The sequence below is a fragment of the Siphonobacter sp. SORGH_AS_1065 genome (assembly GCF_030818595.1).
In the GTDB taxonomy this organism is placed as follows: Bacteria; Bacteroidota; Bacteroidia; order Cytophagales; family Spirosomataceae; genus Siphonobacter.
In genome coordinates, this window is sequence record NZ_JAUTAM010000004.1 from 757,663 (window position 1) to 773,180 (window position 15,518).

The 15,518-nt window shown below is 45.3% G+C and carries 13 protein-coding genes; 8 read left to right on the top strand and 5 right to left on the bottom strand.

What is annotated here, in order from left to right; genetic code table 11:
- The first annotated feature begins 13 nt into the window (after window positions 1–13).
- The 5 genes from QE390_RS03900 (at window position 14) to QE390_RS03920 (ending at window position 8,134) form a co-directional block, all read left to right on the top strand.
- Entirely contained in the window at window positions 14–2,407 is a 2,394-nt protein-coding gene (locus QE390_RS03900; RefSeq protein WP_307141180.1) for a TonB-dependent receptor, read from the top strand.
- Between the two features lie 94 nt (window positions 2,408–2,501).
- A complete protein-coding gene (locus tag QE390_RS03905) occupies window positions 2,502–2,864 on the top strand; it encodes a maltotransferase domain-containing protein (protein ID WP_307141181.1) in 363 nt (120 codons plus the stop codon).
- Window position 2,865: 1 nt separating this feature from the next.
- Window positions 2,866–4,461 carry an alpha-amylase family glycosyl hydrolase gene (locus QE390_RS03910; protein ID WP_307141182.1) on the top strand — a complete coding sequence of 532 codons (1,596 nt, stop codon included), beginning with the start codon at window positions 2,866–2,868 and terminating at the stop codon, window positions 4,459–4,461.
- A 440-nt stretch (window positions 4,462–4,901) separates the two neighbouring features.
- Window positions 4,902–5,072: a hypothetical protein gene (locus tag QE390_RS03915; protein WP_198555267.1), complete on the top strand. Its 171-nt coding sequence runs from the start codon at window positions 4,902–4,904 to the stop codon at window positions 5,070–5,072.
- A gap of 308 nt (window positions 5,073–5,380) precedes the next feature.
- Entirely contained in the window at window positions 5,381–8,134 is a 2,754-nt protein-coding gene (locus QE390_RS03920; protein ID WP_307141183.1) for a CHAT domain-containing protein, read from the top strand.
- Between the two features lie 94 nt (window positions 8,135–8,228).
- Here the strand turns inward: QE390_RS03920 and QE390_RS03925 are convergent, their stop codons facing one another.
- The 4 genes from QE390_RS03925 to QE390_RS03940 all read right to left on the bottom strand — a co-directional run bounded on the left by QE390_RS03925 (window position 8,229) and on the right by QE390_RS03940 (window position 11,880).
- Entirely contained in the window at window positions 8,229–8,975 is a 747-nt protein-coding gene (locus tag QE390_RS03925; RefSeq protein WP_106637367.1) for a hypothetical protein, read from the bottom strand.
- Window positions 8,965–9,567, bottom strand: a complete 603-nt coding sequence (locus QE390_RS03930; RefSeq protein ID WP_106637366.1) for an RNA polymerase sigma factor — start codon at window positions 9,565–9,567, stop codon at window positions 8,965–8,967. Before QE390_RS03930 ends, QE390_RS03925 begins: the two co-directional genes overlap by 11 nt.
- Before the next feature lie 220 nt (window positions 9,568–9,787).
- Window positions 9,788–10,630, bottom strand: coding sequence for a 23S rRNA (guanosine(2251)-2'-O)-methyltransferase RlmB (rlmB, locus tag QE390_RS03935; RefSeq protein ID WP_106637365.1), 843 nt, complete (start codon window positions 10,628–10,630; stop codon window positions 9,788–9,790).
- Window positions 10,606–11,880, bottom strand: coding sequence for a GWxTD domain-containing protein (locus tag QE390_RS03940; protein WP_106637364.1), 1,275 nt, complete (start codon window positions 11,878–11,880; stop codon window positions 10,606–10,608). The genes rlmB and QE390_RS03940 overlap by 25 nt, the downstream gene beginning before the upstream one ends.
- 226 nt (window positions 11,881–12,106) lie before the next feature.
- Here QE390_RS03940 and QE390_RS03945 point away from each other — a divergent pair, with 226 nt between their 5' ends.
- The 3 genes from QE390_RS03945 (at window position 12,107) to mtgA (ending at window position 14,926) form a co-directional block, all read left to right on the top strand.
- Window positions 12,107–12,877 (top strand): class I SAM-dependent methyltransferase, encoded by a 771-nt coding sequence (locus tag QE390_RS03945; protein WP_106637363.1) that lies wholly within the window; start codon window positions 12,107–12,109, stop codon window positions 12,875–12,877.
- Between the two features lie 81 nt (window positions 12,878–12,958).
- On the top strand, window positions 12,959–14,092 hold the full coding sequence (hemW, locus tag QE390_RS03950; protein WP_307141184.1) for a radical SAM family heme chaperone HemW: 1,134 nt from the start codon (window positions 12,959–12,961) through the stop codon (window positions 14,090–14,092).
- Between the two features lie 123 nt (window positions 14,093–14,215).
- Entirely contained in the window at window positions 14,216–14,926 is a 711-nt protein-coding gene (mtgA, locus tag QE390_RS03955) for a monofunctional biosynthetic peptidoglycan transglycosylase (RefSeq protein ID WP_307141185.1), read from the top strand.
- On the opposite strand, the gene QE390_RS03960 is transcribed toward mtgA, so the two are convergent.
- Entirely contained in the window at window positions 14,923–15,501 is a 579-nt protein-coding gene (locus tag QE390_RS03960) for a Maf family nucleotide pyrophosphatase (RefSeq protein ID WP_106637360.1), read from the bottom strand. The two genes, mtgA and QE390_RS03960, sit on opposite strands and share 4 nt — an antisense overlap.
- Window positions 15,502–15,518: the final 17 nt, after the last annotated feature.

The following is a 15,518-nucleotide window of genomic DNA, read 5'->3' on the forward strand; positions in this document are numbered from 1 at the left end:
CCCCAGAACACCCTTGAAAAATTTTACTTCATTTTTCCTCATCCTATGGTTTTTCCCCTGCTTTGCTTTTACCCAAACCCTTATTCAGGGACGGGTTCAGCAAACGAATGGAGAGGCCTTGCCCGGTACGGTTATTCGGGTCAGCGGAAAAACGCTGGAAAGTGATGCGGCGGGAAATTTCCAAATTGAGTTACCCGCCGGACGGCATACTTTTCGGGCTTCTCATATTGGTTTTCAGACCTTTCGGCAGCTCATCACCGTTCAGAAAAGTCCTTCGCAAAAACTGATCATTACCCTGAATGAATTCATTGAAAATCTACAGGAAGTATCCGTACGGGAAGGGGCCGACCGTTCTGTAAAACCCATGGCGGATGTGCAGGGCACGTATCTGCTTTCAGGCAAACGCTCGGAGGTCATTTCGTTGAATCAGGTGGATGCCAATATTCCCGAAAAAAATATCCGCCAGGTCTTTGCCAAAATTCCGGGTGCCTTTGCGTATGATATGGATGGTTCGGGAAACCAGATTAACCTGGCCACCCGGGGTCTTGATCCGCACCGGGGATGGGAATATAACATTCGCACCAACGGCGTTCTGACCAATTCGGATTTATACGGCTATCCAGCCAGTCACTTTTCATTACCCCTCGAAGCTGTTGAACGGATTGAATTGGTGCGTGGAAACGCTTCCCTGCAATACGGGGCTCAGTTTGGCGGCATGTTGAACTACGTGCTGAAAGGGCCCGATTCAAGCCGGGCGGTTGCTTACGAAACCATCAACAGCATCGGTTCTTTCGGTTTACAAAGCACCTTCCATCGCCTCAGCGGAACCGTAGGAAAGCTGAGTTACAACGCCTATTACCACCGCCGGACTTCGGATGGGTATCGTAAAAATGGAAATTCTATTGCTGAAGGACAGTTTGTAAGTCTGAATTATGCCTTCCGTTCTAACCTCGTTCTACGGGCTGAGTTAGGCCGGTCCTATTACCAGTATCACATTCCTGGTCCGCTGACGGATGCTCAGTTTGCTCAGGACCCGCGTCAATCCACTCGTTCCCGCAACTACTTTAGTCCTGATATTTATTTACCTTCCTTACGGCTCGACTGGACTATTTCTCCCCGAACAACTCTCCAGGCTACGGCTTCGGCTGTATTGGGTCAGAGAAACAGTGTTACCTTCGAAGGTTTTGCTACTAGGCTAGATACCATCAGTCGCGTAACGGGTCAATATGCTAATCGTCAGGTAGACCGCGATCAGTTTCATAGTTATACCTTCGAAACACGAATGCTGCATCGGTATCAAATTAAGCGTGTTTCCGCTACTTTCATTGGCGGCGTGCAGTTAATTAATAACGATCTGCATCGTCGTCAGTTAGGCCGTGGTACCACGGGCACTGATTACGACCTGAGCATTACTGGTGATTATGGACGCGACATGCACTACAAAACGCAGAACATAGCATTTTTTGCGGAAAACCTTTTTCAGATAACCCCTCAATTCAGTCTTACGCCCGGCATTCGAGTAGAAACTGGGGTTACGAATCTTTCTGGACGACTGGCTTATACAGATGCTTCAGCCATTCCGCCCAAATTGATTCATCGTTTTCCTCTGTTAAGTATAAATGGCCAGTACCGCCTGAGCAAAAGTGTAAATCTGTATGGTGGCTGGGCCCAGGCGTATCGTCCAGCGGTTTTCAAGGACATTATTCCCGGTTCCATTCTTGAAAGAGCCAACCCTAATACTTCCGACGCTCGTGGTTCTAATGCTGAGATGGGTATTCGGGGAAAAGAATTCGATGATCGCCTCACTTTTGATATTACCGCTTTTGATCTACTCTATCGGAACCGTCTGGGCAGTCAGATTATTACCGAAGGAACGAAGTCCTTTATCTATAAAACCAACATTGGAGATAGCCGCACTCGCGGGATTGAAGCCTACGCAGAATACGCGTTCATCCAGCGTCCCCGCACCCGCGTTTCAGTATTTACTTCTACATCCTACATGGATGGCCGTTATAGCAAGGGTTTCGTTTCGAACGGAGCTGAGAATATTAATATCAGCGGCAATCGTATTGAGTCCGTTCCTCGATGGATCAGTCGGAATGGCCTGCAAGTGAGTCATCAGGGCTTTTCAACCACCCTGCAATACAGCTACGTATCCAAAACCTATGCCGATCCTTTAAATACGGTAAAACCATCGGCAACGGGTGGCGTAGGCCTGGTTCCTGCGTATGGATTGATCGACTGGTATGCTACCTATCGCCTTAATAGAAGCCTGACGATTCGGGGTGGAATTAGTAACCTCACTAATAAAAGTTACTTTACCAAACGTCCAACCATGTACCCCGGACCGGGCATCTGGTCATCAGATGGTCGTAGTGTACAGCTAACGGTTGGATTAAAAATCTAAAATTAACCAGCCTTCTTAATAAGGTGGCACGGAAATTCTTCACTTTTTTAGCAAAAGAATTTCCGTGCCATCTTTTCATTTTCGGCTAGTTACTATGCATTCCTTAGAGCATTGGGCAGGTCAGCAACGGGTATTAATTACCCGGGTAAGTCCTGAAGTAGACGGCGGACGTTTTGCCGTCAAAGCGATTGTAAATGATCCTGTTTCTGTTCAGGTGGATTTATTAGTAGACGGTTTTGATCTGCCTTCGGGTTACCTGCTCTTCCGACACGAATCCGAAACGGAATGGCAGCGTGTTTCTTTACAGTCGCTGGGAAATGATCGGTACGAAGCCACGTTTTACCCCCAGCAAATCGGACTCTATACGTATACTTTCGAGGCCTGGGTAAATCATTCTCTAACCTGGCAACGAAACATTACCCGACACGCACGCGAATTTTCAGCCCGTCGAAGATGAATTGAAAATAGGAATTCATTACCTGAAACGCATTTTAGCTCAGGCTTCCCCCGAAGATCACTACCTCATTCAGGAAGCCATTGAATTATTCCAAAACCCCGATCGGCATCAGGAAGCAGTTACCAAAGCTCTGAGTCAGCAAATGACGCAGTGGATTGAGAATTATCCCCTTATCGATCACGTCAGCACATATGCTCAACCCTTCCCTTTATCTGTAAGTCGGGAAAAAGCCGTTTTTTCTACCTGGTACTCACTTTTTCCCCGCTCCACTGCTACCGACCCTTTAAAATCAGGGACCTTCCAAACCACCATTGAGGTGTTACCCAAAATTGCTTCAATGGGATTTGACGTGTTACATCTGCCACCGATTCATCCCATTGGTCGTCATTTTCGGAGAGGAAAAAATGATACAGCTCCTGCCCAAAGTACGGACCCGGGTGTTCCTTATGCCGTAGGAAACGAGCAGGGAGGCCACGACAGCATTGCCCCTGAACTAGGCACGCTGGCTGATTTTAAGACCTTAATCAGAGCAGCCCAGCAGCAGGGTATTGAAATTGCTATGGACTTAGCCATTCAATGCTCGCCCGATCATCCCTGGGTTAAGCAACATCCCGACTGGTTTATTGCTTTGGATAACGGTACTTTTCAAACTGCCGAAAATCCACCGCATAAATACGAAGACAGCTATTGTCTGAATTTTGAAACCGATGATTGGCAGAATCTATGGAAAGCTATTCGCGACCTGGTTTTCCAATGGGCCGAATGGGGCGTTCGAATTATTCGGGCCGATCAGCCCCACGGTAAACCTTTTGCTTTCTGGGAATGGCTGATTACAGAAACGAAACAAACCCATCCTGACCTGATTTACCTGGCCGAAGCCTTTACCAGTCCGGCCAAAATGCAGGAATTATCAAAACTGGGCTTTGATCAGAGTTATACCTATTTCATCTGGAGAAATCATAAATCAGAGTTAACCGATTATCTGAAAGAGTTGACCGAAACCAACGTCAGGCATTATTTACGCCCCAATTTCTGGCCTAATACGCATGATATTAACCCATATAGCTTGCAAACAGGTCTGGAGCCCATTTTCCTGACTCGTTATTTTCTGGCTGCCACTTTGTCTTCCAACTGCGGCATTTTCGGGCCCAGTTTTGAGCATATGGTTCACGAAGCCTATCCGGGTCGGGAAGAATACCTGAATTCTGAAAAATATGCAATCAGACATTGGGACTGGACGCTCGAAAACAAACTAACGCTTTTCATCCGACTCCTGAACCGTATTCGCCGGGAAAATTCAGCTTTGCAACGAACGAACAATCTAAGCTTCGTTCCCATTACCAACGATGCGTTACTAGCTTATCTGAAAACTCATCCGAATGGGAATCGCATCTTATGCGTTGTAAATCTGGACCCGCACCATCGGCAATCGGCGGGAATCCAGGTTCCGCTCTCCTTAATCGGAAAACAGGCAGATCAACCCTTCACCGTTCATGACTTATTAACGGATAACCGCTGGCAATGGCAGGGTGAATGGAATTACATTGAGCTGGACCCCACTATTTTACCCATGCACCTCTTTCGGATTGAAGATTAGTTCTGAAGAGACGTATAGCGTAGTAACGGATGCCGCTTGTTCTTGCAATGCATTTTGCTTTTAACCTGAGCTCTACATTCAGCTTCTGCGGCCTTCAGCTGTAGAGCCATGCATTTGTCTCGAAGTAGCTCATAGCTAAACAATCCTGAGCCGGAAGCGGATGAGCAAAGAAGCGATAAAAAACAGCCCTAAGTAAAAGATTACTTAAGGAGTATTTCTTAGAAAAGTACAATCAATAACTTAAGAAAACAGGGTTGGATAGAAAGATCAAAAAATCTTTTCTGAAAAAATTTTATATTTTTTTTATTATCACAAATCATTAATAGTCAGATGTTTATAAAATTATTAAACGATAAGTAAAAAAAAATTTCGTTTCCCTAGGTTACATTTTGCCTTCCCGATTGATATAGGTGTGAATTCGGGACATAAAACTTAATAAAATGAAAAAAATTGCACGCCTTTCTGTATACAGCTTGTTGCTGTCAGTTAGTCTTTTCTCGTTTACTTCATGCCAGCGTGAAGAAGAAATCACTCCTACAAAGCCCAAGTCAGGAGTCGTGCAAGATGCCTCTGAAAGCGATTTCCCTCCTACTCCGATTATTCGTCGATAGGTAGAATAAAAATATAAGGACACACGGAATTTCCACCTGCCCTAAAAATATAGTACTGCGTCTTTGTATCCAACGCATCCGCATTTAAGCAGTACTGCATTAGCCAAAATATCACCTTCGGAACGCACCGCCAGGCTTCCGAAGGTTTTGGCGTTTTTAAGGGTTTATTTGTATTTTGCTTTATTTTGCTGAAGCAAAAAATTGCGAATAATTATATGTTTTTATTCGGAAGGAATAGAATCAATCTTAGCTATGTTATAGGGGTGTTGATGTTCATTCTAACGAATGCGTCCGCACAGAAAAAATCTTTGTCTTATCAGCAACAAATTCAGCTTTTACAGGCCGGTGCAGAAGATGCTTATCAGAAAGGATACAATGATAAAGCTGTAGCGTTATATAATCAGGCTATATCGTTAGCCGCTCAGGCAAAAGATATTTCTTCAGAAGCCAATTTATTAGTGGAGTCCAGTAATCTCAATTTTTCCAATGGTAACTCTTCCGAGGCTATTTATTATTGCTCAAAAGCCTTAAAAATCATTCCTAAATCTTCCTTAGATTCTACTCGATTCAAAGCTTTCTCAAACCTAAGCTACTTTTATTCAACACTTTACAAAAACGACTCTGCCCAATATTACTATTCACTAGCCGATCGACTTCTGGAACAAAAGCCGGTTTTAGTTAATCAGACCCCCATGTACGTGGCTGCTTATTACAATCAGCACGGCATGGATTATAACAATATTGGTGACTTCAGTCAGGCTGAAATCAATTTTCAAAAAGCCCTTCATGTAGCCTATCAATACAAGCTTGAGGCATTATACACCTACCTTGAAAATAATTTGAGCGGACTTTATGTCAATCTGGGTAAGTATGATCAGGCTTTAGCCATTGCATTGCCCAGCCTCAAGAACAGTAAGGAAAAGGTCACAACTATTTCTTACCTAATCAATATTAGCCATATCTATTTTCTGTTAAACAAATTCCCCCAGGTAAAACTCTATTTAACTAAGGCTCAGAACCTTATTAATTTATATAAGAAGGAAGACGTTAAAGAAGCATTTGACTCAGAACCTATGCTCTGGAGGAATTGGGGACAATATTATGCCGCAATTGACGAAAACTTGAAAGCTCTATCGGCTTATAATAGATCGCTTGAACTGGGCCTGAGAAGGTGGGGAAAACACCATACGTATCTATCCCTCATCTACAGAGATAAAGCTAAGCTTCTGCAAAAGCAAAATGATTTAACCGGAGCATTGAATAACTATCGTTATGCGATGAATGCCGTATATATAGGCTCGACACTCCAGTCGTTTCAGGATTTGCCCGACCTGAATAATGGCATAATTTCAGAGCCTGATTTGCTTGAATCGCTCATTGGCCAAGCTGCTGTTCTCCGGCAATTACCTAACCAGAATCTTTACTTAAAACCCAGCTTTCAATCCTACCAGTTAGCCTTAGAACTGGCCGAACGTATTCGTCTGAATTACGATGTAGCTGATACTAAACTTTTGTTCGGCCAGCAGATAGCTGCCGTCAGTGAAGAAGCTCTGTCGGCAGCCTTTGACTTATATCAAAAAACAAAGCAGCCTTATTACTTAAAGCAGGCGTTTCATTTTACTGAAAGTAACAGAGGTTCAACGCTTTCAGACGCCAGAAGAGAACAAGCTTTGAAGAAAACGTTTGTTCCGGAACCGCTGCGGATCGAAGAAAGTCAGCTTAAATCTTCGATTTCGGCATTAAAGGTTCAATTAATGCAGCCCCTGTCGGAACAGGAAAAAAAACCGATTAAGTATAAAATGCTCGAAGAAGAGCTAAAACTGGATAAGCTCCGACAAAAGCTTCGGAAATTCATTCCCTTGCAACAGCTTCGGGCTAGTCAGCCGGTTCAGATTGCTACCCTTCAGAAAGACCTTCTCGATCCTACTACAGCCTTGCTTTCGTACGTCATGACGGCTCGTAATTTGTACGCATTCGTTATTACTTCGCAACAGGTTAAATGGGTGGAAATTCCTTTCGGAACTAACGAAAGAAACGTCATTGCCCATCTTCAGCAATGTCTTTATGATAACCCCGGACTAGACCCTTATAAGGGCCATAAATGGGCCAATCTTGCCTATAATAGTCTTTTCCAACCCATTAAAGCATTCTTGTCCAAAATTGATCGTCTCATTATCATTCGGGATAAGGAGTTAAATTATCTGCCTTTTGAAGTGCTGGAGCAAAGTACCAGTGGTCGGGATTACCTGTTGAAAAATTACTCTATTCGTTATGCCTACGGAGCCTCTATGGCTCAGATCCAACAGATCAACGGATTGGCCAGGGGGACTAAACAGGCTCTGGCGATGGCTCCTTTTTCGGATTCTTCCGTCCAGAAAAATCCCATGCGGGACAAATCCCTAAATCCGTTACCTGCTTCGCTGGAAGAAATTCAGGCCGTTGGCGGAACGCAGTTTGTGAATAAAGGGGCTACTAAAGCTGAATTTTTAGAACATTATAAAGCAGCAGAAGTCATTCACCTCGCCACTCATGCCCGAACGGATGATAAAGAGGCTGAGCGTTCGTTTATTGCGTTCTATCCTAACAATCACAACTATAAACTTTACACCGACGAGCTTTACAACCTTTCCTTCAGCCATACACAAATGGTAGTGCTGAGTGCCTGCGAAACGGGTCGTGGACGTTTGCATCGCGGAGAAGGACTGATGAGTTTGGCCCGGGGGTTTTTATACGGCGGCTGTCCCAGTGTAGTAACGACGCTCTGGAATGCCCACGATCAATCTTCGGCTTTTTTGTCCGAACGACTTTATTTTCATCTGCACCAGGGATTACCCATCGATCAGGCTCTACAAAAAGCTAAGCTGGATTTTTTTATTTCCCCACTCGGAGCCTCCTACGATCACCCTTATTTCTGGGCTAATCTGGTGCTGATTGGCGATGCCTCGGTCGTCTATGAATCGCACTGGACAAACATAGGCCGCATTGCTTTAGGCTTTACGTTGCTTGGCGGAATTTTCCTCCTTATTTTTCTGGCCCGCCATCGATTAACCTCTAAAAAATAGAAACCCTTCCCCGGGACGAAGGAAGGGTTTTGGGGTTGGATGTTGCTTGTACTCTTTAATTTTTTAACAGATGGTTATAGGTTGAACAGGAATCCTATCCTATTGTTTTTTCTTCACTTTTACCGAACCATTTAGCGATTCTGATCTGCCAGCTAATTTTCTGCCGGTCTAACCAGCTAATGTCATAGCTAAATTCGGGGTTGCTGATGATTTGCTGATACATGCTTTCTGCTTCTTCAGGCTGGTTATCCTGTAAATAGGCAACGGTCAGATACCATCTGGAAGCATCCTTGAAGTAAGGACGAACCTCACAATCAATCACTTGCTGAAGTCTTGGAATAGCATGAGTCGGTTGTTGAGTCATAACGAACGATCGACCGGCATAGAAATTCTCAAAGCAAATACGACTGGGTTGCTCCGAAATTCTGGCCTCGCCGCCCCGTAAAGCCTGATTCAGCGTATCACCTACACGAATTGGACTGAGGGTAATATACGTCGTGAAAGCTATCGTTACCGCAGCAGCTGTACCAGCGGACCATTTCCACCAAGGCACAGCGGCCCGATTGGGGGTATGTAAAGGAATAACAGGGGTTTCTTCTTCAGTCTCCTCGGTTTCTGTATTCCATTCCTCTACTTTTTCCGCATGAATTTCTGCGACCAGATCAGCCAGCAAAAAATCATCGATTACCGAATCGGCCTGTTGCATAAATTCAACTTCGCGGGCAAATTCAGCATTGGTATTCAACTCCTTTTCGAACTCTTCACGTTCGGAGGGAGAGAGAGCATTCTGGAGATAGGATTCAATCCATTCCATTTGCTCCTGGCCTGATTTAGGTCTCATAGCGAAAGAGGGCTTTGAGTTTTTGTAAACACTTGTACTTTTCATTAATGGCAACGCGTTCGTTTTCGAACCCCATCTTCTGGGCAATTTCTTTCATAGAAAGCCCGTCTCGGCGATAGGCTGTCAGTATCGTCTGACACCTCTCCCCAAGGAGCTTAAATAACTGTATATAACGTTCCTGTTCTTCCCGTTCTTCCATGATCCGCTGGGCAGAAGCATCCCAGGAATCCTGTCCTTTACCTGTTGCTTCCATCTCCTGAACGTACTCACGCATCAACCCACGCTGTTTTAATGTATTCCGCCAACGGTTCTTGGCCAATACAAATAAAAACGCTTCAATCGTTGTTCCCTCCTGCAGTTCAAAGCTGCCTTTTCGAACAGCCTGTACGAAGTTGAGAACCGTAGTCTGTACTAAGTCGTCAGCATCGTGGGAATCTCCCCCATTTTGCATAACGAAGTATCGAACAGGGCTGATATGATGATTATATACATCCCGAATAGCCTCATTTAATTCGCGACGATCATTCGAACGGAGCCGAGCGACTAACTGTTCCTGGCTCTGAGTTCCTGTCAATACCTTGAAATTTTGCATATATCAATCGAGCGAGCAAAATGTAACCTTAACTTTCTAAAAAAAATTTAACTATACTTACAAATAACTGATTTTCAGATACTTAATTTTTAATTAAAATAACAGACTTGAACTACTCCGAGTTTCTGATTCCAGTCAATTCAAGCCATCTGTTTTTGCCGTTAGGCGTAAAAAAAGGCCATTCTTGGTAGAATGGCCTTCCTGTTATTTTAAGAAAATCTTATGAAATTCGCTGACGGATGGCTTCGTACAGAATAATTCCATTCGCTACCGATACGTTCAGCGAAGCCACTCGCCCCGCCATTGGAATACTTACCAATTCATCAGCGGTGCGTAGTAACTGATCTGAGATGCCGTCTTCCTCCGACCCCAGGATAATTGCCGTGGGTACCGAAAAATCGGCTTCGTACAAAGTCTTGGAAACCTTCTCTGTACAGGCGACTACCTGAATACCCGAATTTTGCAGGAAACGAACCGTTTCCAGTAAATCGTTTTCCCGGCAGACGGGTAAGAAGTTCAGAGCTCCTGACGACGTTTTCATCGCATCAGAGTTAATTTGAGCTCCCCCTTTAGCGGGAATGACTAAAGCCTGAACTCCGGCACATTCAGCCGTACGGGCAATAGCTCCGAAATTTCGAACGTCCGTGACCCGATCCAGCACCAGTAGTAAGGGCGTTTTACCCTGCTCAAAAATATCAGCAACGACATTTTCCAGCTTGGCGTAATGAATCGCTGAGATAAAGGCAATAACCCCCTGGTGGTTCTTACGGGTAATCTGATCCAGCTTTTGCTTGGGAACTTTCTGCGTAGGAATGTTTCTCAAACGAGCAAACTCCAGCACTTCTACGTTACCCAGCTCTCGCTGAACTAAAAGCTTATCAATTTCCTTTCCCGCCCGGATTGCCTCCAGTACGGGCTGAATACCAAATATAAACTCTGACTTTGCCTCGCCCTGTGGCCTTGGTCTGGGCCGGGCATAAAAAGGCTTTTTCTCGCGATGTTCGCCACCCTCTACCCTTGCTCTGGGCTCATCACCCTCTACTCGATTTCCCCGTTTCTCCATGCTTCGACGGCCGGATACCAGATCGGCTGGAATTCTACGAATCTTGAAAGTTCATAGTGGTCTTCCACAAACTGGTTGTTCCGTTTATTGAACGTAAAATTTATTTCTGAAAATTGTGAATTTCTTTTGGTGTACACCCACACTTCGCGGTCTTTACTGCGATTAACACGATTGGGTGTCCCCATGATAATATAGACCATTCCCCGGTCGGTTTTCCAACCTTCCTTGTAAGACGTAAACAGAGCATTGGCCCGTTCTACACGTCGGTAAAATGAGGCGATGGTCCGTTTAGCTGTTTGCTGATTTCCGTTGGAAACCGCCAGCCAATACCGATCCAGCGAACGTTTAGCCTCAGGTCCATTCCGTAAGTCATTGATTTCCTGATTGGTACTCATGTAAACCAACGGACGGGCCAGTTGCTGAGGATAGGTATACCGAGGATATCGATCGGCCACGCCAATAATGCCAATTCCATAGGTATCCGTCGTGTCCCGAACGATGTAATGCAACCCTTCCTGATTGATGCGGAAGGTTTTATTCGTGGCAATCCGAGCGGAAGAATCTACAAAAAGTCGCTTAGGCTGAGGCCTCAGTGTAGCCATGGGCGGCAGGGCGACGTCAAAATCGAAGTTGTAATGAAAGATATAAAAACTTGTATCGATTTTATTCAAACTGGCGAGCTGAACCGTATCGCCCTGGCGAACGAAATTTTCCAGTAAGGGCGTTTTTCCTTGAGCGTCAAAAAGGGCATAATAATCGCCTACTTTTCCCGAACGGAACCGAACGAAGGTATCGTGCGTGGACATGCCTCCCTTGGCATCGGTAATTTCCGTCATTACAACACCCGTATAAACCTGCCCTTCCGGCTTGGGAACATCAAACCAGACGGTGAAGTAAGATCCTTCAGCATTTTTCTTTCGGGTGAAGTTCTGACCTTCGGCTAGGGTAAGTTGCTTGTTGGACTGTAATTCCTGACGACTGTTATAATCGGGCAATACTTTAAAACGAACCCGAAATTCCTGAGCGAATTCAGCCGCTGATAACTCGCGATCCGGCTGAATGTGAACGTACGTACGAATCTGAGAACCATTATCCAGGAAACGGCTTCGTACTGAAAACAAAAATGCATCAGACGAACGGTTTACGGAGCTTCCCCCGGGCACTGCCGTACGCGATTGGGTCTTGACGGACGACGACTTGCAGCCAGCCAATACGATCAAGATGGAGCTTAGGTAAATCAGGTGTTTCATGAATTCATGGACGAATGGTACAAAGATGCGTTATTTTCTTAAGATCACCCCGAAAATGAGGGGCTTGTCTGAAAGCTATAACGAAAAAATGGCTACTTCTCACTTTCAATCGCTCAGAAATTTTCCGGTTTTGACGGGAAGGTGGTATTTTTGAATCCTGAATCACGAAATTTTAAGCGGAATTCGTTTCTATCCAGATACGTTACTCGTCCGTTTTACTGATACCATGTACAAAACCACTGAGATTGCGTCTTCTGAAATTGCCTCAGATAACCCCATTCACCAACGTTTGTTATTCCCCTACATTGAAGCCGCCGGGCTGGTGAGTGGAAATCTTTTGGAAATCGGTTGCGGTACGGGCCGCGGCGTGGCAGTACTGGCTCCTTCGGTTCAGCATTACACGGGCGTGGATAAAAACGAGCCTTTGATGAACAAGTTAAGTCAGCAATATCCGGCTTTTCAGTTCATTGATATGTTTCTGCCACCACTGAAGAATCTTCCCGATAATCATTTCGATTACATCGTTACTTTTCAGGTAATCGAACACATCGAAGATGACGACTTTTTTATCCGTGAAGCCTATCGGGTTCTGAAGCCCGGAGGAAAACTGATTCTGACCACGGTTAACCGGAAATATTCCCTGTCAGTGAACCCCTGGCACGTTCGTGAATACTCGGCTACGGAGTTAAAAAATCTAATCCTGAAGTACTTCCCCACCATTGATACCAAGGGTATTCATGGCAATGAAAAAGTCTGGAGTTACTACGAGCAGAATAAAAAGTCCGTTCAGAAGATTACGCGTTTCGATATTTTCGATCTTCAGCATCGCCTGCCCCGTCGCTGGTTACAGGTTCCTTACGACATTGCCAATCGACTAAGCCGAAATCTCATTCAGAAGTCTGATAATACCCTCGTTTCTGACATTACCTACAAAGATTACTTCCTAAACAACGACGCCGAGAATTGTTTCGACTTTTTTTACGTTGCAACCAAGTGAGTTTTGAGTTTGTAAGTTTTGGGTTTTGAGTTTCTATCATTTGCCTAACTCAAAACCCAAAACTCAAAACCCAAAACTCTCATGCATTTATACCTCCACATTCCCTTTTGCCGGCAGGCTTGTTATTATTGTGACTTTCATTTCAGTACGTCTCTGAACGGACGAACTGACATGGTGGAAGCCATTAGCCGGGAAATTGTTTTGCGGAGGAATTACCTACCCAGCCCTCAACTCGACACCATTTACTTTGGCGGCGGTACTCCATCACTTCTGGAAGAAGCTGATTTTCAGCAAATCTTTCGCACCATCCACGAGCAGTTTTCGGTTAACCCAGCCGCTGAAATTACCTTGGAAGCCAATCCTGATGATCTTTCACTGGAAAAGCTAAGGATATTCAAACGGGTGGGGATTAATCGATTAAGCATTGGCATTCAATCTTTTCACGAACCCCATTTGAAGCATCTGCATCGCATTCATTCGGCAGAAGAGGCTCAGCACTGCGTGCGTATGGCCCAGGACGTGGGGTTTGAAAACATTACTATCGACTTAATTTACGCCATTCCATCCAGCGAAGCCGATCCGCACGCCATCTGGCGAAGTGATCTGGCCAAGGCTATGGACTTAAACGTGCCCCATATTTCGGCGTATTGCTTGACCATCGAACCGCAAACCGTTTTTGGTAAATGGCTAAAAAGCAAACGTATTGCCCCCATTGACGATTCGTTCGCGGCGGAGCAGTTTCAAATTTTGCTGGAAACCTTACGCAAACACGGCTATGAGCAATATGAAATTTCCAACTTTGCCCGTCCTGGCCGTCATAGCCAGCATAATAGCAGTTACTGGCTTCAGCACCCTTACTTAGGCATTGGGCCGTCGGCTCATAGTTACGATGGACAGCAGAGCCGACAGTACAATCTTTCGCACAACACGCAGTACGTCTCTGCTATTCAACAGGAACAGATTCCCGCTGAGATCGAAGAGCTTAGTGAACAGGATTTGATTAACGAATACGTGTTAACCAGCCTCCGCACCCACTGGGGAACGAGTCTGAAACGGATGCGTGAACTTTCTTCAGCAGGTTTTAGCTTCATGGAAACCGTATTACCTGAGTTAAAAGCCAAAGGCTGGATTCGGGAAGAAGAATCCATGATTTACTTAACCGAAGCGGGCAAATTATTTGCCGATCGCGTAGCCGAGGAGTTATTCTGGGTTTAGGGTTTTTTAGGGGTACGTTCGTCAAAATTGCCGCCAGCGTGTATTTTTGCTGTACTCTCGTCCCGGCTGACTGCCGAAGAAACCCTATTCAGACGCAGAGCTGACCACTACTCAACGTTCTCTATGCCCGCTCCCAAACCAACGAATACCTACCGTTCCTGGCCTCAGCAGGTTCTTCGTTTTTTTGGCAAAATCCTTTTCTATTTTCTGCTGATTTCCATCGGTGGGACACTGATTTTCCGGTTTGTACCCATCCCCTTTACCTGGACGATGCTTGATCGGAAAATCAGTAATGGCGGCACCATCCATTACGACTGGACTTCCTACGATGAGATTTCGCCCGAAATGGCCCTGGCCGTCATTGCCTCAGAAGACCAGCGTTTTCCCCAGCATTTTGGCTTTGATTTTGAAATGATGGGGAATGCCTTCAAGGGTAATTTGAAAGGCCGACGTATCAAAGGAGCCAGTACCATCAGCCAGCAGGTAGCTAAAAACGTGTTTCTCTGGCAGGGCCGCAGTTACTTCCGAAAAATCATGGAAGCCTGGTTTACTTTGTTAATCGAAGTCATCTGGGGAAAACAGCGAATTCTGGAAGTCTACCTCAACGTAGCCGAAACGGGTCCCATGACTTTTGGCGTAGAAGCTGCTGCCCAGCGGTTTTATGGAAAAACGGCCGCTCAGCTCAGCCGCAGTGAAGCCGCCCGCATTGCCGCCGTATTACCCAGCCCCAACCGCTTTTCAGTTACCAACCCTTCCGGTTATGTAATCCGCCGCACCAATGCTATTACCCGCCAGATGCGAGCGTTGGGCGGCAAAACTTACCTGGTTTTTTAACGTCTGATTTTAGCACTCAAAGCTTCATAAACCCGGTGGATGGGTAAGCCCATCACGGTAAAATAAGATCCCTCCAGCCAATCAATACCGACCATACCGATAAAATCCTGCACGCCATAGGCTCCGGCTTTATCGAAAGGGCGGCAGGCTTCGAGGTAATAATCAATCTCCCAATCCGTTAATTCCCGAAAATGGACGCGGGCTGTGTCGGCAAAGCTTAAGGTCTGTTCCGCACTCATCAGGCATACACCCGTAGTTACTTCGTGAGTATGACCCGAAAGCAGCTTTAACATTCGCCGGGCATCGGCTGGATCAGTAGGTTTATTTAATATTTTTTCGTTGATTCGAACAACTGTATCTGCTGTTAACACCAGGTTATTTTCTAACACAGGCCGAAATGCTTCTGCTTTTTTTCGGGCTAAAAACACAGGCACTTCCTGACTAGGCATATCTTCGGGGAAATCTTCTTCCGTAGGTAATACCTGTACCTGAAAAGAAAAACCTGCATCCCGCAGAATTTGCTGCCGACGCGGAGAGTTAGAACCCAGAATTAAGGGTTGAGTGAGCAAAAGCATAGTTTAGAATTTCATTG

Bases quoted from the DNA above. Each gene is read 5' to 3' on its own strand.
- QE390_RS03905 (WP_307141181.1), top strand. From the start codon at position 2,502: ATGCATTCCTTAGAGCATTGGGCAGGTCAGCAACGGGTATTAATTACC.
- QE390_RS03915 (WP_198555267.1), top strand. From the start codon at position 4,902: ATGAAAAAAATTGCACGCCTTTCTGTATACAGCTTGTTGCTGTCAGTT.
- QE390_RS03925 (WP_106637367.1), bottom strand. From the start codon at position 8,975: ATGAGACCTAAATCAGGCCAGGAGCAAATGGAATGGATTGAATCCTAT.
- QE390_RS03930 (WP_106637366.1), bottom strand. From the start codon at position 9,567: ATGCAAAATTTCAAGGTATTGACAGGAACTCAGAGCCAGGAACAGTTA.
- rlmB (WP_106637365.1), bottom strand. From the start codon at position 10,630: ATGGAGAAACGGGGAAATCGAGTAGAGGGTGATGAGCCCAGAGCAAGG.
- QE390_RS03940 (WP_106637364.1), bottom strand. From the start codon at position 11,880: ATGAAACACCTGATTTACCTAAGCTCCATCTTGATCGTATTGGCTGGC.
- QE390_RS03945 (WP_106637363.1), top strand. From the start codon at position 12,107: ATGTACAAAACCACTGAGATTGCGTCTTCTGAAATTGCCTCAGATAAC.
- hemW (WP_307141184.1), top strand. From the start codon at position 12,959: ATGCATTTATACCTCCACATTCCCTTTTGCCGGCAGGCTTGTTATTAT.
- mtgA (WP_307141185.1), top strand. From the start codon at position 14,216: ATGCCCGCTCCCAAACCAACGAATACCTACCGTTCCTGGCCTCAGCAG.
- QE390_RS03960 (WP_106637360.1), bottom strand. From the start codon at position 15,501: ATGCTTTTGCTCACTCAACCCTTAATTCTGGGTTCTAACTCTCCGCGT.